Origin of the sequence: Pseudolactococcus hodotermopsidis (assembly GCF_011170085.1) — a bacterium.
Taxonomy (GTDB): domain Bacteria; phylum Bacillota; class Bacilli; order Lactobacillales; family Streptococcaceae; genus Pseudolactococcus; species Pseudolactococcus hodotermopsidis.
Map to the genome: position 1 here is coordinate 1 of NZ_BLLI01000041.1, position 21,629 is coordinate 21,629.

Genomic DNA, 21,629 nt, shown 5'->3' on the forward strand with positions numbered 1-21,629 from the left:
CTTGATAACACGATACTTTTTCAATTCATTCACAGTGAGTAATATCCTTTTCATAAGTATTAGTTTAACATTTGGGACATTTTATGTTTCGACCTACTTAGGACATTATCACTTTCGAATGATAAACCGTGGGTTTAACAGTTTTGTTAATTTACTTTTGGGGATATTTTTGTTATACTATTCTTAATGGATAATTACGCAAAAAATAGGGGTACATAAATGTATAACATTTTTGAAAAATTTGATTATTATCGTCGAGAAAAAAAGATAAGAATTGAAACTTTGATTGATAATGGGATTAGTAAGTCCAAATATCATCGTTTGCAACGTGGTGAGGCGAAATTAAACTTGGAGGATTCGCTTGTTTTGAGTCAAGCGCTTAATTTGTCGCCTTTTGAAGTTGAGTCTATTTATTACGCTAAAGTGAGTACGGATACTTTGAGCGAGAATATTTATGAGAGTTACGATATTATCAGCGTTCATGGGCTTTTGCTTTATGCCTATGAGGTTGCCAGTATTTATCCGCTAGAATCGAAAAAGATTTTTACAACGCTCAAGGCTAATCGGTATATTAAGAGTTTTTTTCCTTTGACTTTGGCTTTGATTAGTTTGATGGAAAATGATTTGGCAGAGGAGTCTGATGAGAAAGAAGTGGATGACTTGTACCAAGAAGTCATGGCGCGTGATGTTTGGACGTCTTATGAAGTGACGCTCATTTTTTCGTTTTTGGAAATGAAATCTTTTGATGATATTCGATTGCTTGAGGGGTTGGCAAATGTTTTATGGGATCGGACGATTATTGCGCCAGATGATTATTATACACTTCAGGTGGTCATGACACTTTATCAGAGTTTATTTATCAAAAGCGTTATAAAACGTGATACTTCGCGGATTAAGCGCTTTTATCGTGAAGCCGATGAAGTTCGACATAATAACATGACGATTTTGATTGCTTTTACGCAACGTCAAATGGAGATTAGTTATTTGGAATTGACTGGTAGGCAGCAAGAAGCGGCTAGCAATTTAGATGAATTAAAGCGTATTGCGAAATTTTTGCTAGATTATCATGCCGCCGAGCAGCGAAATGAGTCATTTGTTCAAATTGAATATGACAAAATGCACGCTGAAATCGTTGAATGGCGAAAAGAACTTGGTGTTTCGGAAGATTATAACTTGCTCAATACTTAAAATGTGTTTAAAATTAGAAAAATCTCATTAAAAGTTTCGATTTCGGAACTTTTTTGCTTTTTTCTCATTTGTTTGATAGAATGTATAATGTAGATAACAAACAAATGATAAAAAGAATAGAAAAGTGTGCATGTGACTTTTTAATATAAAGAAATCATTGACATGTAAGCTATTTCTAAAATGAGGGAAAACTAAGATGAAGACATTTATCGTAGATAAACTTGCAAGTGGTAAACATGACAAAGATGATAAAATTAGTCAAGGCAAACATGAGCAAATGAAAGGGTGTAAGCTATCACGGCGAGATAAAGAAGTCAAGCACACACATTTTCGGATGTGGAAAAGCGGGAAAAGGTGGCTTTATGCGAGCTCAGTTTTGACGGCAATTACGAGTGCTATTATTGGACATGATGTGTTTGTCTCAACTGCTGATGAAACAGATAATGTGAGTCGTGTTAAAAAACAACGAGATGAATCTGATGGAATCACTACTGAATCAGCTGCTACACCACTGGTTTTACCAAGTAGTGGACTTATAGGAACGCCAGCAATTGCTACGAATAGTACTTTGACTGTTGCAAATGCGACAGATAGTTTGCGGCAAGCCTTTGATAAGGAAATCGATTATAACGATAGGCATCCAGCTAAGTCATCAACATCAGTGACAGTGCCACTGCCAGATCAAATCGAACACTTAGAAGATTATGAGAAACAAGCGAGAAAACTTTTAGATGGAAACGGTGGTTATGCCTATAAGGAAGTTAGTAACTTTACACAGTTTAAGGCTGCTTACGATAATCAAAACGTTCGCTACATTAAAATCATGGGGGATTTCAATGAGTTATCGGCAGATTGGAATGCACTCAATAATCGAACAAAGGATATTATCATTGATGGTCAAAATCATAAGGTAAATTTTGGTGGAGTTGCTTTGCGTTTAGGTGATATTGGAAATAATCAAATCAACTTTACGATTACAGATATAGATGTCACGAGTTATATTCCAAGTTTAGGGGATAGAAGCTTGATTTTAAATAGTGATGATGGCAGTAATTGGCAGATTAATATCAATAATCTAACGGCTAATCAGTCAATTGCTGAGGAAAATGATGATAGTCATCAGATGAATCGTTTGGTCAGAAATATGGGACCAAATGCTCGGACGACTTTTTCAGGTACTGTCAGCGCACAAACGATGCAAGAGTATGCTTGGGTGTCGAATATTAGTATTGTCAATGGTGCTAAACTTAAGTCAAATCGTCCAAGTAATGGTGAGTCTGATGCCATGTTTTATAACTGGAATGCGACAGGTAAGACAAGTAATGGTCGAACAGATGTGATGATTGGTGACGGTGCTAGTATTTCGGCGGAAAATATTTATCGCAATAATTCTTATGGTCTTTTTTACAGTCAATATGATGACTTAAAGGCGGGGGATAATGTTACTTGGTATCAAAATGGCTTTAATAATCTTTTTCAATCGTCTGGTAAGGCAGGCAAGGTATTTGAGTTTGGGGTAAATACGAAAGTGACAGCTCTGAATTTGACGGCTAATCAATCAGCTAGACTGCAAAATAGGTTCAATATTACTTTTGCTGCGGGGACAGAGCTTGATGTACGCCAAATTTTTCCTGGTTGGGTTTTTTATATTGATGAAAATTCGTCACTCAAATTTACATCGCCTAAGGCTTTGCATATTGCTAATTATGATAATAGCAACTCAAATAAGGGCAATCCGTTAAATACCTACACAATTATCAATGGTAATGGTGAGTTCATTATGGATAATTCGTCAATTTCTACATGGAATAATGCCAATGCTTATTATCCGTCGGCTGATGCGACAAAACCGTCATTAACGCCTCCTGATGCGACGGCTAAATTTTCTAAGATGTCAATTTCAAGAAATAACGCAAATATTATTAAAACAGGTAGTGATGGTAATACTGGGACGATTAATGCAACAGATGCCTCTGGTATGCGTGAACTTCAGACAAATGCGATTCCAAATGGCACGATTAAACTGAATTATGTTGATTATACTGGTAAAATAAAATCGACGATTACTGTTGATGTCAATGCTTTGGATGAATTTGGTAATGAAAAGTATTATATTGGTCAGGAAATATATGCTAAGGTTTCTCAGTATGTGCGTGATAATATGCCTGCGGGTTATAAATGGGCGCTAGGCGAGCAGGTTTGTCCGTATGCGACACAATCTAAGGGCGATCCAACGACTTCGGTTGATAACGGCGATAGGTGGGGGCAGCTTGAACGGATGATTGTGCCGATGCAAGGCGTTACTTATGAGTATAATGCCTATATTTATGGTAATGATGCACAGGTGCAATATGAGTATGTTGATTCGCAAGGGGTGGTGATTGATACATCAAATGTGACAACAGCGGGTAAAGAGGCAATTGGGAAGTATATTCCAGCAAATGTTGGTAATGTGATTGATTGGTTAGATAATTATTATATACTTACAACTATTCCTAATGGTTATCGGGTGGATACGTCAAAATTACCTGCAAGGCTAGAAGTGAAAGCGGCTGATAATCCGATAACACAATTTTCTGTGTTACCGTTGAAGCAAACGGTTAAGTTAAAGGCACATACTAAGGATAATGCGATAACAACTGTTGAGGTGCCAATTAGTGGTGTGACGGGGCAGAAGATTACCTATCGAGAGTTGTTTGAGGCAGCGAAATTTACGGGGCTTGATGCCTATACTTTGAGTCAAGAGGAGGGGGATAAACTTTTTACGTTTGATGATTCGGATAACTTGAATCGAACGACTGGTCAAGAAAAGGCGGCTGATATTGCGCCACAATCGCTTCAAATTGAGTTGGATGAAAATCGGCAAGAGGCGACTTTTACTTTTATAGATGCGACAACTGGTTCGCTTCAAGATGGTGCGGGCAATGATTTTCCAGTGATTAGGACTGATGGTTTGGCGGGAACGATTATTGAGGAGTCAATTGCTAAGAATGAGGATAAGATAACTAATCTGATAAATTATTATGAGGACATGGGTTATCTGATTAAATCGCTCAGAAATGTGGTAACTGGTGAGACTTTTGCAACGAAAGAGGCTTTAGCTGCGGTGAGATTTGATAAGGAGACGGCTGAACTTCAAAGTTTTGAAATTGCATTGGTACACGATACGACTCGGGTAATTGACACTTATAACATCACTTATAAAGTGTATCATCTCTATGATTATCGTCCTGAGAAGAATTTTTATACAGTTGAAAATGCTGTTGTGACGCGAACTTGGTATAAGGACTTTACGACAAATACTGAGATTCCAAGTGCTACGATGGCGGAAGGCTGGTTTAAATATGGGTTAAACGGCATTTTCCATGACGATCAAGAATTGGCGCATCATCCAAGGAGAGCGCACTATGAGCTTGTGAGCGCGGATACACCAGGTGTGACGGTTGACTCCGAGACGGGGATGGTGCGTATGGTAACGGTATATGCGAAAAATGAGCAAGGTTGGTTGCCTGAGACGGGGGCGGCGGATAATACGGTTGCTTTAGCTACTGAGCCAAAGCCGTCAACGGAAAATGGTACGGCGAATGTTTCTAAGGACGCCGTGATTAACTATCATCGGGATGTGGATTCTTTACATGAGTCGGATGAGGTTTCGGATTCTGAGGAAGATAGTGATTCTCATGTTGATTCGTGTTCTGAAGATTTTAGCGATTCTGAAGTTGATTCAGGCTCGGATGAATATAGCGATTCTGAAGCTGATTCAGATTCCGTTGACTCTAGTGACTCTGAAGTTGATTCAGATTCCGTCGAAAGCAGTGATTCTGAAGTCGATTCTGTTTCTGCGGAATACAGCGATTCCGAAGCTGACTCAGATTCAGAGGAACATAGCGATTCTGAAGTTGATTCAGGCTCGGATGAATATAGCGATTCTGAAGGCGACTCAGTTTCAGAAGAAAGTAGTGACTCTGAGGCTGACTCAGGCTCAAACGAACATAGCGATTCTGAAGTAGATTCAGCCTCAGAAGAACACAGTGATTCCGAAGTCGATTCAGGTTCCGCCGAACATAGCGACTCTGAAGTAGACTCAAGTTCCGCTGAACACAGTGACTCCGAAGCTGACTCAAACTCCGAGGAACATAGCGACTCTGAAGCCGATTCAGATTCAGAAGAAGATAGTGATTCCGTAGAGTTTAGTGATTCCGAAATTGACTCAGTTTCGGACGAAAGTAGCGATTCTGAAGCCGATTCAGAATCGGACGAAAGCAGCGATTCCGAAGCTGACTCAGATTCAGAGGAACATAGCGATTCCGAAGTAGACTCGGGTTCAGAGGAACTTAGTGATTCTGAAGTAGACTCCGATTCCACCGAAAGCAGCGATTCTGAAGTCGACTCAACTTCCGTTGAACACAGCGACTCTGAGGTTGATTCCGATTCCGCTGAATCGAGTGATTCCGAAGCCGATTCAGGTTCCGCCGAACATAGCGATTCCGAAGTAGATTCAGACTCCGCCGAATCAAGCGATTCCGAAGCCGATTCAGGCTCCGAGGAACATAGCGACTCTGAAGCCGATTCAGATTCTGCTGAAACCAGTGACTCCGAAGTAGATTCAGTTTCTGCCGAAAACAGCGATTCCGAAGCCGACTCAGGTTCCGAGGAACATAGCGATTCTGAAGTCGATTCAGATTCAGAAGAAGATAGCGACTCTGAAGCCGATTCAGATTCAGAAGAACATAGAGATTCCGAAGCCGACTCAGGTTCCGAGGAACATAGCGACTCCGAAGTAGATTCAGACTCTGCCGAAAGCAGAGATTCCGAAGCCGACTCAGGTTCAGAAGAAGGTAGTGATTCCGAAGTAGACTCAGTTTCCGCCGAAAGCAGTGACTCCGAAGCTGACTCTGGTTCAGAAGAAAGTAGTGATTCCGAAGCCGACTCAGGTTCAGAGGAACTTAGTGATTCTGAGGTCGATTCAGGCTCAGAAGAAGATAGTGATTCCGAAGTAGACTTAGTTTCCGCCGAAAACAGTGACTCTGAAGCCGACTCAGGCTCAGAAGAAAGTAGCGATTCTGAAGCCGATTCAGATTCTGCTGAAACCAGTGACTCCGAAGTTGATTCAGTTTCTGCCGAAAGCAGTGACTCCGAAGCCGACTCAGGCTCAGAAGAATATAGCGACTCTGAAGCCGATTCAGGCTCAGAAGAAAGTAGCGATTCTGAAGCCGATTCAGATTCTGCTGAAATCAGTGACTCCGAAGTTGATTCAGTTTCTGCCGAAAACAGCGATTCCGAAGCCGATTCAGGCTCCGAGGAACATAGCGACTCTGAAGCCGACTCAGGCTCAGAAGAAAGTAGCGATTCTGAAGCCGATTCAGATTCTGCTGAAACCAGTGACTCCGAAGTTGATTCAGTTTCTGCCGAAAACAGCGATTCCGAAGCCGATTCAGGCTCCGAGGAACATAGCGACTCTGAAGTAGACTCAGCCTCCGCCGAAAGTAGCGACTCTGAAACTGACTCAGGCTCAGAAGAAAGTAGCGATTCTGAAGCCGACTCAGGCTCCGAGGAACATAGTGATTCTGAAGCCGATTCAGGTTCAGAAGAACATAGCGATTCTGGAGTAGACTCAGACTCCGCCGAAAGCAGTGACTCTGAAGTAGACTCAGGCTCAGAAGAAAGTAGCGACTCTGAAGCCGATTCAGAGTCTGCTGAAAGCAGTGACTCCGAAGCTGACTCAGCTTCAAACGAACATAGCGATTCTGAAGCCGACTCAGCTTCCGCCGAGTCCAGTGACTCCGAAGTAGATTCAGACTCCGCCGAATCCAGTGATTCCGAAGCCGACTCAGGTTCAGAGGAACTTAGTGATTCTGAAGCCGATTCAGGCTCCGAGGAACATAGCGACTCCGAAGTAGATTCAGACTCTGCCGAAAGCAGTGATTCCGAAGCCGACTCAGGTTCAGAAGAAGGTAGTGATTCCGAAGTAGACTCAGTTTCCGCCGAAAGCAGTGACTCCGAAGCCGACTCAATTTCCGCCGAGTCCAGTGACTCCGAAGCCGACTCAGGTTCCGCTGAAAGTAGCGATTCTGAAGCCGATTCAGGTTCTGCTGAATCCAGTGATTCCGAAGCCGACTCAGGTTCAAACGAACATAGTGATTCCGAAGTTGACTCAGACTCTGCCGAAAGCAGTGACTCTGAAGCCGATTCAGATTCAGAGGAACATAGCGACTCTGAAGTAGATTCAGCCTCCGCTGAACGCAGTGATTCCGAAGCCGACTCAGGTTCCGCTGAAAGTAGCGATTCTGAAGCCGACTCAGGCTCAGAAGAAAGTAGCGATTCTGAAGCCGATTCAGGTTCAGAAGAAGATAGTGATTCCGAAGTAGACTTAGTTTCCGCCGAACGCAGTGACTCCGAAGCCGACTCAGACTCAGAAGAAAGTAGCGATTCTGAGGTCGATTCAGATTCCGCTGAATCAAGTGATTCCGAAGCCGATTCAGACTCCGCCGAATCCAGCGATTCCGAAGTAGATTCAGCTTCCGCCGAAAGCAGTGATTCCGAAGTCGACTCAGGTTCCGCTGAAAGTAGCGATTCTGAAGCCGATTCAGGTTCTGCTGAATTGAGCGATTCCGAAGCTGATTCAGCTTCCGCCGAATCCAGTGATTCCGAAGCCGACTCAGGCTCCGAGGAACATAGTGATTCTGAAGCCGACTCAGACTCAGAAGAAAGCAGCGATTCTGAGGTCGATTCAGATTCCGCTGAATCGAGTGATTCCGAAGCCGATTCAGGCTCCGAGGAACATAGCGACTCTGAAGTCGATTCAGATTCCGCCGAAAGTAGCGACTCTGAAACTGACTCAGGCTCAGAAGAAAGTAGCGATTCTGAAGCCGACTCAGGCTCCGAGGAACATAGCGATTCTGAAGTAGACTCAGCTTCTGCCGAGTCCAGTGACTCCGAAGCCGACTCAGTCTCCGAGGAACATAGCGATTCCGAAGCCGATTCAGATTCAGAAGAAGATAGTGACTCCGAAGCCGACTCAGGTTCAAACGAACATAGCGATTCTGAAGCCGATTCAGGCTCCGAGGAACATAGCGACTCTGAAGTCGATTCAGATTCCGCTGAATCGAGTGATTCCGAAGCCGATTCAGGTTCCGCCGAACATAGCGACTCTGGAGTAGACTCAAGTTCCGCCGAGTCTAGTGACTCCGAAGCCGACTCAGGCTCCGAGGAACATAGCGATTCTGAAGTAGATTCAGAATCCGAAGCCGACTCAGATTCAGAAGAACACAGCGATTCAGAATACGATTGGTATACTAGCTTAGAAAGTGACAGCGAGACCAACGAGCCAGACCCGATTCCAAATAATGACACCTTGCCGACAACGACTAGCGCTGACTTTGAGACGCTTATGCGAACTTTACCGGCTCTTGGCGCGCTATTTATTAGCGTGGGTGGTACGGCTATGTTCAGGCGCAGACGAAACGCATTGGTGACGATTTCAGAGGACGGTTATGTCAAACGCTTCATGACCTCGGAAAATGCTAGCAGCATTCGCACCCAGAAAGGTATTATCTTTGCGGAGAAAGCGCACACGTCCGATAAAATTTTGATTTTTACAACGCGTGGTAATGTCATCTATCGACCGATTTCGGATATAAAAAATATTTACGTAGGCGATATTCTCAAAGGGCAACATATCAGTGAGATGACCATGGATATAGCAGCAGATGAAAAGGTTCTTTTCACGAAAATCGTTGATAAATGTGACAAGAGCCATGAAACTATTCTGATTGTGACGCAAAATGGTTTCACAAAGAAAATCGCAATCAGTGATTTAGTTCCAGATGAAAATTATCAGCATGCTAGTCGAAAATATATCGACCTATCAGCAGACGACGAAATTATCTATATTGATAAAGCAACAAGCAGAATCGTCATCTTTGCCACAGATAAAATGAAAATCGTTTATGCCATTACATCAGCTATTCCTATTGAACCGCTCAGCAGTTCAGGTAATCGAATCAGCGCACTAATGACAGACGATAAATTAGTTCATTATTTTAGTAACTAAAAATGTCCGACTTTTCTAAGGAAAAACTAAGAACATCCCATAATCGGAACTTTTTTTCCGCAAGTTTGGAAAATAGACTATAATAATAAATGTAAATAAGTCAATGAAAACGAAGTCAAAAATAAATAACTTGGGTTCATGAAGCCCAAGTAAAACTAAATTTCATGTATAACTCTTCACCATTCATTCCTTATGTGTTTTCCCTCAAAAACACAACAAAAACCGTCTCTTCCCCCCACATTTAACGAGACGGTTTTTTGTATGAACTAAATGAGATTTAATTAAAAAATCATCTGAGCCATATCAACTCAGATGATTTTTTGGTTTATTTCATAGTTGGGAACAACAACACATCGCGAATCGACGTTGCATTGGTTAAAAGCATCACCAAACGGTCTATCCCAATGCCAAGACCACCAGTTGGTGGCATACCATATTCCAAAGCCTCAACAAAGTCGTAGTCAATACCAGTCGCCTCGTCATCGCCTTTTTCGGCATCGCTTGCTTGTTTTTTGAAACGTTCCAATTGGTCAATCGGGTCATTTAACTCAGTAAACGCATTGCCAAACTCGCGACCGACAATAAAGAGTTCAAACCGATCAGTAAACCGCTCATCTTCGGGATTTTTCTTAGCCAAAGGCGAAATGTCAACAGGATGACCATAGATAAATGTTGGCTGAATCAAAGTTGCCTCAACATATTTTTCAAAAAATTCATTGACAATGTGCCCCCAACGGAAATGTGGTGCAACATGAATCTCATGCTCAGTAGCGACCTTAACCGCTGTATCAAAGTCACTAATCTCAAAGAAATTGACACCTGTTTTTTCCTTAATGGCATCAACCATGTGAATGCGTTTGAAAGAATCAGCGAGATTGATTTGCGCCTCCTCATACTCGACAAGCGCTTTACCAACCGCAGCTTTTGCCACATGCTGAATCAAGCCCTCAGTCAAGTCCATGACGTCCTTGTAGTCGGTATAAGCAGTGTAAACCTCAAGCATGGTAAACTCGGGATTGTGTGTCGTATCCATCCCTTCGTTGCGGAAAACCCGTCCAATCTCGTAAACACGCTCCATGCCCCCGACAATCAAGCGTTTGAGATGAAGTTCGAGCGCAATGCGTAAGACCATATCAATATCTTGTGCATTATGATGCGTGATAAACGGCTTAGCCGCAGCACCACCCGCCTCATTGTGCAGAACAGGTGTCTCAACTTCCAGATAATCATGACTATCAAGATAACGGCGTACCTCAGAAATGACTTTTGAACGCGTTACAAAACGCTCAAAACTCTCACGATTGGCAATTAAATCTAAATAACGTTTGCGATATTTAGTCTCAGTATCCGTCAAACCATGATACTTTTCAGGCAATGGACGCAACGCTTTCGACAAGAAAGTAAGCTTATCTGCCTTAATCGACAACTCACCCATATCCGTGCGCATGACTTCGCCTTCAACACCGTAAAAATCGCCAAGATCAGCGTGTTTGAAAATATCATAAGCCTCATCGCCCACATTATCCTTGCGAACATAAATCTGAATTTGCCCCTCGCGGTCTTGGATATGAGCAAAAGAAACCTTGCCCTTACCACGTTTGGTCATAATCCGCCCAGCAATCGTTGCACGTTCTTCGAGTTCGTGCAATTCTTCCTTGGTTTTGTCAGCGTATTTCTCGTTCAAAGTCGCTGAATTTGCCGTGCGCTCAAAACGTGTGCCAAATGGGTCAAGTCCCTGCTCGCGCAAATTTTCCATTTTCTTGCGGCGCACCAACATCTGATCGTTCAATTCAACTGTATTTTCGTCAGCCATTTTGTCTCCATTCAAAAGTTCATTGCTTTCATTTTACCATATTATAACCGATTTGGGTATCCGTATTTTGCCAGAAAATCAGCGACTTTTGCATAGTAGCCGTTCCTGTCTGTCTCGAGTGACTTGGCATGTTTAGCGCCCTTGACAAGCCACAGTTCGCGCGGTCCTTTGGTTGCTGCAAAATTTTGGTTGACCATTTCAGTCGGTACAAAATCGTCCGCAGTGCCATGGATAAACAGCACTGGCAGTTTGTTATTTTCTAACGATTTCACAGCACTTGCGCCATTTTCATCATAGGAAAAGCCCGCTCGCAGCTTGGAGATTGCCGAAACCTCGTACAAGAGCGGAAATTTCGGCAAGCCGTACATCTGCTTTGCTTGGTAGCTCAATTCGTCCCAAACCGAGGTGTAGCCACAGTCCTCGATGATCGATTTGACGTTTTTGGGCAAATGCTCACGAGTACTCAGCATTACGGTGGCTGCGCCCATAGAAAGACCAAAGTAGATGATCTCAGACTCGGCATTTGTGCTGATAAGCATATTCGTCCAAGCGATGAGATCACGTTTATCTGTTACCCCATAGCCAATCAGCGAACCGTCAGATATGCCATGCGCCCGATTATCAGGCATAAGAACATGATAACCAAGTCTATGAAATAGCATGCCATAAGCCATCATCTCTTCCTTACAGCCATTGAAACCGTGTACAATAATTGCTGTTTTATTTGTTTTCGTCTCTGCGGGGACATACCAAGCTTTCAAAGTCAGACCGTCATTTTCAATTGTCAAAGTTTTTTTATCAAGTTTAAGAAAATCCTGTTCATCCTGATAAAGTGGCGAAGATTTTGGCGTTTCAGCCTCATCAATAAAGGCTTTTTTTCCTCGAACCTGAGCGACATGGAAAAAGTAAAAACTCGCACTAACTGAGGCGAGACATAACGTTGAAAGCGTTGATAATGATAATTTGAGTAATTTTTTCATACCTTTATTATATACTCGTTTAAGCATAAAAGCCAACACTTTCGCCTATTTTTCGCCATTTTGTCGTTGATAAGGCGAAAGCGGTTTTACCGCTTAGCCGTTGGCTAGAAATGACGAATCTAGTTCAAAAGTTTCGTCGCCTTTTATACCTAAAGGCATCTCTAAAAACTCAGATTTGCCAAATTTTGTCAGCTCATAAAGTTCGCCGACAGGAAAAGATGTGCTAGATTTTTCAAATCCTATGTCAATCCTCCAGCCTTATGGCTGCGATTATTCGTCACAAGCCGTCGTCGGATTTCCTTGCAGTTAAAAAATCTATCTATCTTTGGTCAAGCAGTCTTAGAGATGCCCTTAAACGAGTATAGCAAAATTTTTAGTATTCAGCTTGTCAGAAAATCAAGCAAGGAAAGGTGTACAATACCATTTTTGCTAAAATTCAATTTATCCATCGAAATCACATATTTCGGATAATTATCATGAATCGTCTCATAAATGCCAAACGCTCTGTCAATTGTTTCAGGGCTAGTAAGCAGATAGGAAACCTGATAATAAGCCCGCTTCCCCCTTTTTTCAGCAATAAAATCAATCGCTTTTGTGCCAACTTTACCAACAGAAATTTTATAACCGCGCCGAAGAAGTTCCATGCCAACAACATTTTCTATTATTTGTTCTATTACCGAAAATAAATCTTCAACACCAAGAATCGCATTGCGTAAGCCGTGATCAGCGACATAATATTTTTCGTCAACTTTCAAAATCTTTTTACCAATCACGTCATTTCTTTTCGTTTGCCGAATCAAATGTGACGCATTTGCAGCGTTTAGATAGGACATAACTGTTTCAAGCGACACTTTTCTCCGCTCGCTTTTCATATATTTGACAATGCTATTACTTGAAAAAACACGTCCAATATTATCAAGCGCATAGTGAATAATCCGTTCCAACATATCAACATCACGAATTTTGTATCTCTTGACAATGTCTTTCAATATGACTGAATTATAAAGATCTTCAAAATATTTTTGAGCTGATTCACCATCTAATCTCAGATCATAGATAGCAGGCATACCGCCTTGAATGAGGAAATCATTCAAACTGGCATCGCTTGCCTCTTGACCTGTAATCTGCAGAACTTCCTTGTAGCCAAAAGGATAAATAACGAAAGAAATATATCTTCCAGCTAAATAAGTCGCTAGTTCACTAGATAAAAGTTCAGCATTTGAACCAGTGATATAAATATCGCAATTAAAATCAACCCGTAAAGAATTTATCACACGTTCAAAATTTGTAACTTCTTGTAATTCGTCAAAGAAAAAATAGATTTTCCCTTTTTTATTCTGAACAAAAGCATTGATATAATCGTATAAACTTGCGCTATCAGTTAGGTGCGACCATTTCAAACTTTCAAAATTCAGATAGAGGATATGGTTGCTTTTAACACCAGAATCAATTATCTCATCACGAAGTTGTTCAAGGACACAGGACTTCCCTGAACGTCTCAAACCAGTAATGACCTTTATAATGTCCTTATTGATAAAAGGACGAATCTGCTTTAGATAAATCTCACGTTTAATCATAAAAAATCTCCTTGTGTTCGATTATAATCTAATTATATCATATATTGAAATGAAAATTCGATTATAATCTAACAACTTTTGCGATTTTAAATTTGTTTCAGTTATAAATTGATTTTTCGTCCAAAATATCCGAAAATCCAAATATAGTACACTATATTTATGATAAGTACTTGCATCCTTATCATAAACATCAAAGGAGGTTATTAAGTTATGGTAAATGGAACAGAACTAAGTGTTTTTGTTAAGGCTACGCGAGATGTTGTATCACTTGTTAATGATATAAAAGGTAGATCAAAAGCTTACCAAGCAATAAATGATGGAGAGCTTCGCCTGTTACAAGATAAAATTCAACGCGAAACAATAATTGCCCATAATCAGGCAGCAATGGAAATAACGATGCGAAATCTTGAACATCTTAATAAAGTAGCGGAACAAATTGAAAGATATGGCTTTTCTGGTTCAGCAGCAGCGGCAGCCGAGATGCAACTTTTCATATTGGCTGAATCATTGGAAAAAGTTTAGAGAACTATTAGTATGTTATTTCATAGTGAGAAAAAGCAACGTGAATTAAATGATAACGAGCAAATCCCCCTTATAAATGATACTCATCATGTCAAACAGGCGAACGATGATGAGCTACTAAAAGATAAAGTGATACCGTCACAATCTGAAGAGGTACCTCTACCTGAATTTTATGTTAATAAGTCGCAACCAGATAGCACACAAGAATTAATGGGACTGATTTGGCAAGCTATTGATGTTTGGGCTAAAAAAACATAACATGAGTAACATTACAAAAGAAATGATATTTGGACAAGCTTTAGCGGCGATGAATGGAATGAATAACCTTATAAAAGCAAATAAAAAGCGCTATCGGTAATGAAATGTTAGGGTTTATAATTCTAGTTTTGCTTATTTTACTGATATACTTTGATTTTATTCCAATCAGAAAGTGGTATTATATAATCAAAGGCGAAGTGTTGGAAAAACAGGCAAGTCTTAAAATTTGGCTAATTAAATTTTGGGACGATTGGTTTTAGCTGATTTTTTTCTATCCACCTATGTGTATAAAAACTTTTGTTATCAATATTAATTTAAAACACTGTCTTAAAAACGCAGTGTTTTTTTCAATAAACGGACTCATTTCCCAAAAAATAATAAGCTTCCACTTGACAAATGTATTTTTATACACTATACTGTATATATAATCAAAAAACGAAAAAAGAGGAAAATTAGTCATGTCAAAAGAAAAAATCGTACTCGCTTATTCAGGTGGCCTTGACACATCAGTCGCAATCAAGTGGCTCGTTGACGAGGGCTATGATGTCGTTGCAGCTTGTCTGGATGTCGGCGAAGGCAAAGACCTCAACTTTATCAAAGAAAAAGCGCTGACAATTGGTGCGATTGAATCTTACGTCATCAATGCCAAGGAAGATTTCACGCATAATTATGTCGGTTATGCCATCAAAGGCAACCTCATGTATGAGCAAAAATATCCGCTCGTTTCAGCGCTCTCTCGTCCGCTCATTTCCAAAGCCTTGGTTGATGTGGCGCGCGAGACGGGTGCGGCGGGTATCGCCCACGGTTGTACGGGCAAAGGTAACGACCAAGTGCGTTTTGAGGTGGCGATTCATGCCCTTGCGCCCGACCTCAAAGTGCTTGCGCCCGTGCGTGAGTGGAAATGGTCACGTGAGGCTGAAATCGAGTATGCTAAAGACAACGGTATCCCTGTACCAGCAGACCTCGATAACCCGTATTCGATTGATATGAACCTCTGGGGGCGTGCGATTGAGGCAGGTATCCTTGAAAATCCGTGGAATGAATGTCCCGAAGAGGCTTTCTTTATGACAACGTCTATTGAAAATGCACCAGACCAAGCTGATTTTATCGAATTAACTTTTGAAAAAGGGATTCCCACAGCGCTCAACGGACAAAAATTGCCACTTTATCAACTCATCAACGATGTCAATGTGATTGCGGGCAAACACGGCATTGGCAGAATTGACCACGTCGAAAATCGACTCGTCGGTATTAAATCGCGGGAAATCTACGAGTGTCCAGGTGCAACCGTTATTCTCAAAGCGCACAAAGATATTGAAGATATTACTTTCGTGCGTGAAGTCTCGCATTTCAAACCCGTTATCGAAAATGAACTTTCAAACACGATTTACAACGGTTTGTGGTTTAACCCCGCAACTGATGCCTTGAAAGCCTACATTGACAGTACACAAGAAGTCGTCAACGGCACAGTCAAAGTCAAACTTTACAAAGGCAATGCGATTTGTATCGGACGGCAATCGCCAAATTCACTTTACGATGAAAACTTGGCAACTTATACAGCAGCAGACGAGTTTGACCAAGACGCAGCAGTCGGTTTCATCAAACTATGGGGACTGCCCTCACAAGTCAATGCACAAGTTTGGGATAAGTTGAAAGATTAAAAAATAAACCAAGTCAGAGAACTGGATTTGAGGTAAGACAATAGGTTAAGTAATTTCAGAGAGTTACAAGACGCAAAATGAGCGCAATAAGCGCCTTTTTTGTTATTTTGTTATAATCAAACAAAGACATTTAAAAATTAAAAGGAAAAATAATCATGGCAAAATTATGGGGCGGTCGCTTTGAAGCGGGACTAGACGAGAAAACAGAAAAATTCGGTGCATCAATTGCATTTGATCAAAAAATGGCGCGCCAAGACTTAAAAGGCAGTCTGGCACATGTCACTATGCTTGCAACGACAGGCATTTTAAGCAAGGAAGAGGCCGAGCAAATCAAAGCAGGTATCAAAAAAGTCGAAGAAAAATACGAAAACGGTGAAATCGACTTTAAAATCGAAAACGAAGACATTCACATGAATATGGAAACCTATCTGCACGCTGAAATTGGTGCAGTCGCAGGCAAACTCCACACCGCACGTTCGCGAAATGACCAAGTTGCAACGGATATGCACCTGTGGCTCAAAGAGACACTAGATGATACGCTAGATAAACTCCATAATCTGCGTCAAGTCATTGTTAATCTCGCAACTGAACACGTTGAGACGATTATGCCAGGTTACACGCACCTGCAGCACGCTCAGCCGATTTCTTTCGGTCATCATCTCATGGCGTATTACAGCATGCTGACCCGAGATTTTGAGCGTTTTGATTTCAATATCAAGCATGCTGATATTTCACCACTCGGTGCAGCGGCGCTTGCGGGGACAACTTTCCCTATTGATCGCAAGGAGACTGCGGCGCTGATGGGTTTTGGCGATGTTTATGTCAATTCCATGGATGCGGTCAGCGACCGTGATTTTATCCTTGAATTTTTGAGTAATGCCAGCATCCTCATGATGCACCTCTCGCGTTTTTGCGAGGAAATCATTCTTTGGTGTAGCAATGAGTACAAATTTGTGACCTTATCAGATGCTTTTTCGACGGGTTCATCCATTATGCCACAGAAGAAAAATCCCGATATGGCTGAACTGATTCGTGGCAAATCGGGTCGGGTGTATGGCAATCTCTTTGGTTTATTGACGGTCATGAAATCTCTCCCATTGGCTTATAATAAAGACTTGCAAGAGGATAAGGAGGGCATGTTTGACACGGCAGAGACGATTTTGACAAGCCTTGACATCATGGCGGGCATGCTCTCGACCCTATCGGTCAATGAATCGGTCATGGCTGAATCAACTGAGAAAGATTTCTCAAATGCGACAGAACTTGCCGATTATTTGGCAGCTAAAGGCTTACCATTTCGTAAAGCCCATGAAATTGTTGGACAAATGGTATTAGAATGTACAAAAAACAGCTGTTACTTGCAAGACGTGCCACTCGAACGCTACCAAGAAGTTTCGCCCCTCATTGAAAATGACATCTATGAAACCTTGAAATCACGTACAGCGGTCGAGAGACGGAATTCTTTTGGTGGCACAGGTTTTGAGCAAGTCAAGATGCAAATCAGCCTAGCACAAGAAGCGTTAAAATAAATATATATAGATAAAAGTTGCTATTTATTTGCATAAAATTTTAACTCATGCTAAAATAATTCTATAAGATTAGTTAGGGATGAGCCTATCGAATTGGAATAAGGGAGTGTAAATAAATAACTTATCAGTCAAATGATTAACTTTATTTATATTTCTATTTTATTAGGGAGATAAGTGAACTTGTCCCCCATACGGAGTAGAATGAGGGCGCTATTTTATGAAAAAGAAACTGATACTATTGATAACGATGGCATCGCTTGTTGCGATTGCAATCGCTGTCTTTGTCGTGAACTCGTATGAAACTAAGAAAAATGCGATAAAATCTGATTACGGTAATATACAAGTCACAATCAAATATGTTGACCAAATTTCCAAAAAGACGATTAAAGAAGAAAAAAAAGAGTTTGTTTCAGACGGTAAAACAGTTTATGTTGACGAAGTTCAGCAGCCAGGTTATATTGATGAAGATCCTGATGTTGGTAAGATTGCCAAAAATAAAGGAACAATCATCTTTTATCAAACGAAAGCGATTAAAGTCACTTTTGAAATGGTTGATGCTTCAGGCAAAAATCTCCAAACAAAGGTTGCAACTGGTGCGCAAAATAGCTCTCAGACTTTCAATGCACCTGCGACAATCGGCAATAATGTTTTAGACGGTAATGGCAAACAAACGGTAAAATTTGATAAAGATAAGACAATCACAATCAAATACAAAGCAAAACCCCAGTCATCTAAACCAGCAGCCTCAAGTGAGTCGCAAGCAAAGTCAGACTCACAAGCAGCACAATCATCTGATACTGCATCGGATACGTCAGAAAATACGGTTGAACCACCAGCACCTGATGCGACTGTCGTTACCCAACAACAAATGCAACAAGAAGCTGATAATGCGGCGCAAGCACAAGCGCAGGCGCAAGCCAGTGGTTACGATCTTGATATTACCGCACCAAACTTAAGTTACGTTCCCGCAACAGGTTACGGGATGTGGATGCCAAACTATGTTGTGGCGCACAATCCAGGCTCAGGTGCTGCTTTCCTCAATCTTCACGTTGGTAGTCGCGCTAAAATTAACGGTTCGGACTACACTGTGTCTGAAATTTATCTCATTTGGGGACCGCCCGAAACCTATCCTGGTAGTACAGATGCCAAGCGTTACAAGGATGTAAATACAGGTGCGGATCGTTCAGCCTTAATATTTGACGGACGAATGACTTTACAAACCTGTGCAGATGGTGGTTACAGTCAAGTTTGGATTTACAAACTTGCGCCAGCTTAAAATTAAATGTGCCTTATCTGAAAAGAAAAGGTGCATTTTTTGTCTATTTATGGTAAAATTAATTAGATAAATTATCGTGGGAGGGTATGTTTTGGCTATCAAAAAAGCTTTGAGAATTAAAAAAACAACAGATTTTGATAAGATTTTTTCAGCTAAAAACTCGACTGCCAATAAAAAATTTGTTGTCTATCAAAAACCGTCAGAAACGGCTCACTTTCGGGTGGCGATTTCTGTGAGTAAGAAACTCGGCAATGCTGTTGTACGCAATCGAGTCAAACGACTTGTCAGACATGCGTTGATGACTCTCTCGCAAAATTTGTCAACGACCGATTTTGTGATTATTTGTCGAAAAGGCGTTGAAACACTGACATTTGATGAAGTTCAAAAAAATTTAACCCATGTTTTGAAACTATCAAAAATTTATAAAAAGGATAATTCGTGAAAAAAAAATTAAAATTATCGGCTTTAGCTAGCCTTGCGATACTTGTTTTGACAGGCTGTGGTCGCACAGACATCACGTCGCATACAAAAGGAATTTGGGAACAATTTGTTTATGGCTTTGCCCAAATTATTCGTTTTCTATCATTTGGTGGTTTAGTCGGACTTGGCATTATTTTATTTACCATTCTCATCAAAACTGTTTTGCTACCGCTCATGCACTTCCAAATGAAATCAACACGCAAGATGCAAGAAGTGCAACCAGAAATCAAAAAACTGCAAGCGCAATATTCTGGTAAAGACACTGAAAGTCGTCGCATTTTGACTGAAAAAACGCAGGAACTTTATGCGGAACATGGTGTCAACCAGTTTGCGGGGTGTTTACCTTTACTTGTACAAATGCCGATTCTTTGGGCTTTGTATCAAGCGATTACACGCGTTGACTTCTTACGTGACGGACATTTTCTTTGGTTTGACATTGCTGGTAAGGACCCTTACTATATTTTGCCGATTCTTGCGGCACTTTGTACTTTTGCAAGTTCGTGGCTGACGATGAAAGCCGCACCTGAAAAAAACAGCGTGACAACGGCGATGACCTACATTATGCCAGTGATGATTTTTGTCATGGGAATTAGCGTTGCAGCGGGCGTTGCGCTTTATTGGGCAGTGTCGAATGCCTACCAAGTTTTTCAAACGATGCTTTTGAACAATCCGTTCAAGCTCCAAGAAGAACGTGCCGCCAAGGCGAAAGCTGAGAAGGATAAAATCAAGGCGCGTCAAAAGGCAATGGCGAAGGCTAAAAAGAAGAAATAATCCTATCACATGGAGATGTATAAAAAGAAAAAATTAAACTAAGGAGATAGTTAAATATATGGCTATTTTTACAGGGAATACAGTTGATGAGGCCATTGAGCGCGGTTTGAAAAAATTGGGTGCGAAACGTGAAAATGTTCATATCCAAATTGACCAAAAAGATAAAAAGGGGTTTCTGGGTCTTGGTAAAAAACGAGCGCGCGTAAATATTGAGCCAATTCAAGAAGAAATTGTTCGTCGAGCTGACCGTCTAGCAACGCGTGGTCTTGATGCCGAATTTGTTTCTGATATACCAAAAACGCAGTCTGCAATGGAAGCAACTTTGGAATTATCACAAGTTGTCAAGGCTGTTAAAGCTGCTGAAAAAGCAAGTGCAGGCGAATTATCAGAAGAAGAAAAAAATACAGTTATCGAAGAAGTGAAAAATGAATTGACAGTGAAAAAGTTGGTTGAGCAAGAAGCGATTGATTTGAGCGAAACCGTCACAAGTGGCAAAAAAATTGCTTTTTCGTTGGGGCAAGCCAAAGTGGTTAAGGAAGTCTCGAAATATCTGACTTTAATCACGCAAGATATGGGGGTTCCCACAAGCATTTCGGTCAATAATGAGGGGAATTTGATAGTCTTTACTTTGCAGTCATCTCAAGACGGTTTACTGATTGGCAAACATGGCAAAATTTTGCAAAGTTTACAGACAATTGCTAAAGCCTATGCCAACAGCTTGACTGAGGAGCGTGTTGGCTTAGCAATCAATGTTGGTGATTATCATGAAAAACGTAAGATTTATGTAACGAGTTTGGCACATCATGCAGCGAAGCGTGCGCTTTCAGGTGAAACAGTTTATGTTAATGACTTGCAAAGCAATGAGCGTAAGATTGTGCATGCGATTATTGCACGTGAAGAGGGTGTTATCAGTCACTCAGAAGGTCGTGATAGTGGCAGATTTATTGTTGTCACAAAAGAAAATTAAGAATATCTGTCAAGCGAAATTGAAAATGTCCCAAAAAAGTCTAAACATGAGTTACGTTTTGCTAAAGCAAATTTGCTTTTAGATTCCATTTTTGATATGATTGAGTTATGATTTAGGCTGAATTTTCAGCTTGATATTCCAGAAGCGTCTTACCGATCCTTCTGAGATACTTTTCGAAAGATGCAAGTTTCCACGGGTGTGACTGTTGGGGAATATACTTGCGTTTTTCTTTTTTGCCTTCTTTGGGTTGATCAAATTCTTTTGAGTAAATTTCATGTGTTAGTAACATTCTTGAGCTATAAATTTTGTCCTCGATATTGATATAAATATTACCGTCAAAGGCTTCTATAATAACCACCCCCAACCCAGCAGTCCCTCAATATTTTTTAACGAGCGCAACTCCTAGCTTTTGCGCTCGTTTTTTTGCGATAGCTTATCTGTTACATCGCCAACCATTCCAACAAATCGGTAATGGATGTCAATTTGCTGAACACGTTTACTATTCCGTTCTTGACCATTAGCTGTTGGCTTGTGAATAATAATCTTATCAATCA

At 41.0% G+C, this 21,629-nt stretch carries 14 protein-coding genes and 2 pseudogenes; 10 read left to right on the forward strand and 6 right to left on the reverse strand.

Features of this window, described 5'->3' with window-relative positions:
* Positions 1-219: 219 nt before the first annotated feature.
* Positions 220-1,188 carry a hypothetical protein gene (locus Hs30E_RS07135; protein WP_172209177.1) on the forward strand — a complete coding sequence of 323 codons (969 nt, stop codon included), beginning with the start codon at positions 220-222 and terminating at the stop codon, positions 1,186-1,188.
* 277 nt (positions 1,189-1,465) lie between these two features.
* Positions 1,466-2,266, forward strand: a pseudogene (locus tag Hs30E_RS11545) (pectate lyase-like adhesive domain-containing protein); the annotation flags it as partial.
* A gap of 4,156 nt (positions 2,267-6,422) precedes the next feature.
* Here Hs30E_RS11545 and Hs30E_RS11550 read toward each other — a convergent pair.
* The 4 genes from Hs30E_RS11550 to Hs30E_RS07155 form a co-directional block, all read right to left on the reverse strand.
* On the reverse strand, positions 6,423-6,920 hold the full coding sequence (locus tag Hs30E_RS11550) for a leucine-rich repeat protein (protein WP_371864146.1): 498 nt from the start codon (positions 6,918-6,920) through the stop codon (positions 6,423-6,425).
* Between the two features lie 2,646 nt (positions 6,921-9,566).
* A complete protein-coding gene (lysS, locus tag Hs30E_RS07145; protein ID WP_172209180.1) occupies positions 9,567-11,054 on the reverse strand; it encodes a lysine--tRNA ligase in 1,488 nt (495 codons plus the stop codon).
* A gap of 41 nt (positions 11,055-11,095) precedes the next feature.
* A complete protein-coding gene (locus Hs30E_RS07150; RefSeq protein ID WP_172209181.1) occupies positions 11,096-12,034 on the reverse strand; it encodes an alpha/beta hydrolase in 939 nt (312 codons plus the stop codon).
* 380 nt (positions 12,035-12,414) lie between these two features.
* Positions 12,415-13,611 (reverse strand): ATP-binding protein, encoded by a 1,197-nt coding sequence (locus Hs30E_RS07155; RefSeq protein WP_172209183.1) that lies wholly within the window; start codon positions 13,609-13,611, stop codon positions 12,415-12,417.
* A 210-nt stretch (positions 13,612-13,821) separates the two neighbouring features.
* Between Hs30E_RS07155 and Hs30E_RS07160 the strand changes: the two genes are divergently transcribed.
* The 8 genes from Hs30E_RS07160 to Hs30E_RS07195 all read left to right on the forward strand — a co-directional run bounded on the left by Hs30E_RS07160 (position 13,822) and on the right by Hs30E_RS07195 (position 21,075).
* The gene (locus Hs30E_RS07160; RefSeq protein ID WP_172209185.1) at positions 13,822-14,133 is read left to right on the forward strand and encodes a hypothetical protein; all 312 of its coding nucleotides are present in this window, start codon (positions 13,822-13,824) and stop codon (positions 14,131-14,133) included.
* Positions 14,134-14,145: 12 nt separating this feature from the next.
* Complete coding sequence (locus Hs30E_RS07165) at positions 14,146-14,391, forward strand: hypothetical protein (RefSeq protein ID WP_172209186.1); 246 nt, start codon at positions 14,146-14,148, stop codon at positions 14,389-14,391.
* A 458-nt stretch (positions 14,392-14,849) separates the two neighbouring features.
* Positions 14,850-16,052, forward strand: a complete 1,203-nt coding sequence (locus Hs30E_RS07170) for an argininosuccinate synthase (RefSeq protein ID WP_172209188.1) — start codon at positions 14,850-14,852, stop codon at positions 16,050-16,052.
* A 155-nt stretch (positions 16,053-16,207) separates the two neighbouring features.
* Positions 16,208-17,581 carry an argininosuccinate lyase gene (gene argH, locus Hs30E_RS07175; protein ID WP_172209189.1) on the forward strand — a complete coding sequence of 458 codons (1,374 nt, stop codon included), beginning with the start codon at positions 16,208-16,210 and terminating at the stop codon, positions 17,579-17,581.
* Positions 17,582-17,798: 217 nt separating this feature from the next.
* Complete coding sequence (locus Hs30E_RS07180; protein ID WP_172209191.1) at positions 17,799-18,857, forward strand: hypothetical protein; 1,059 nt, start codon at positions 17,799-17,801, stop codon at positions 18,855-18,857.
* 91 nt (positions 18,858-18,948) lie between these two features.
* Positions 18,949-19,299, forward strand: a complete 351-nt coding sequence (gene rnpA / locus Hs30E_RS07185; protein WP_172209193.1) for a ribonuclease P protein component — start codon at positions 18,949-18,951, stop codon at positions 19,297-19,299.
* Positions 19,296-20,108, forward strand: a complete 813-nt coding sequence (locus tag Hs30E_RS07190) for a YidC/Oxa1 family membrane protein insertase (RefSeq protein ID WP_172209194.1) — start codon at positions 19,296-19,298, stop codon at positions 20,106-20,108. The genes rnpA and Hs30E_RS07190 overlap by 4 nt, the downstream gene beginning before the upstream one ends.
* Before the next feature lie 58 nt (positions 20,109-20,166).
* Positions 20,167-21,075, forward strand: coding sequence for a Jag family protein (locus tag Hs30E_RS07195; RefSeq protein ID WP_172209196.1), 909 nt, complete (start codon positions 20,167-20,169; stop codon positions 21,073-21,075).
* Positions 21,076-21,187: 112 nt separating this feature from the next.
* Here Hs30E_RS07195 and Hs30E_RS07200 read toward each other — a convergent pair.
* Together Hs30E_RS07200 and Hs30E_RS07205 are read right to left on the reverse strand one after the other, a co-directional pair.
* Positions 21,188-21,430: pseudogene (locus Hs30E_RS07200) on the reverse strand (ISNCY family transposase); the annotation flags it as partial.
* Between the two features lie 47 nt (positions 21,431-21,477).
* On the reverse strand, positions 21,478-21,627 hold the full coding sequence (locus tag Hs30E_RS07205) for a DUF4368 domain-containing protein (protein WP_228461977.1): 150 nt from the start codon (positions 21,625-21,627) through the stop codon (positions 21,478-21,480).
* Positions 21,628-21,629: the final 2 nt, after the last annotated feature.

What these genes read in the sequence shown, in the direction of transcription:
- Hs30E_RS07135 (WP_172209177.1), top strand. Translation starts at nt 220, where the DNA reads ATGTATAACATTTTTGAAAAATTTGATTATTATCGTCGAGAAAAAAAG.
- lysS (WP_172209180.1), bottom strand. Translation starts at nt 11,054, where the DNA reads ATGGCTGACGAAAATACAGTTGAATTGAACGATCAGATGTTGGTGCGC.
- Hs30E_RS07150 (WP_172209181.1), bottom strand. Translation starts at nt 12,034, where the DNA reads ATGAAAAAATTACTCAAATTATCATTATCAACGCTTTCAACGTTATGT.
- Hs30E_RS07155 (WP_172209183.1), bottom strand. Translation starts at nt 13,611, where the DNA reads ATGATTAAACGTGAGATTTATCTAAAGCAGATTCGTCCTTTTATCAAT.
- Hs30E_RS07160 (WP_172209185.1), top strand. Translation starts at nt 13,822, where the DNA reads ATGGTAAATGGAACAGAACTAAGTGTTTTTGTTAAGGCTACGCGAGAT.
- Hs30E_RS07165 (WP_172209186.1), top strand. Translation starts at nt 14,146, where the DNA reads ATGTTATTTCATAGTGAGAAAAAGCAACGTGAATTAAATGATAACGAG.
- Hs30E_RS07170 (WP_172209188.1), top strand. Translation starts at nt 14,850, where the DNA reads ATGTCAAAAGAAAAAATCGTACTCGCTTATTCAGGTGGCCTTGACACA.
- argH (WP_172209189.1), top strand. Translation starts at nt 16,208, where the DNA reads ATGGCAAAATTATGGGGCGGTCGCTTTGAAGCGGGACTAGACGAGAAA.
- Hs30E_RS07180 (WP_172209191.1), top strand. Translation starts at nt 17,799, where the DNA reads ATGAAAAAGAAACTGATACTATTGATAACGATGGCATCGCTTGTTGCG.
- Hs30E_RS07195 (WP_172209196.1), top strand. Translation starts at nt 20,167, where the DNA reads ATGGCTATTTTTACAGGGAATACAGTTGATGAGGCCATTGAGCGCGGT.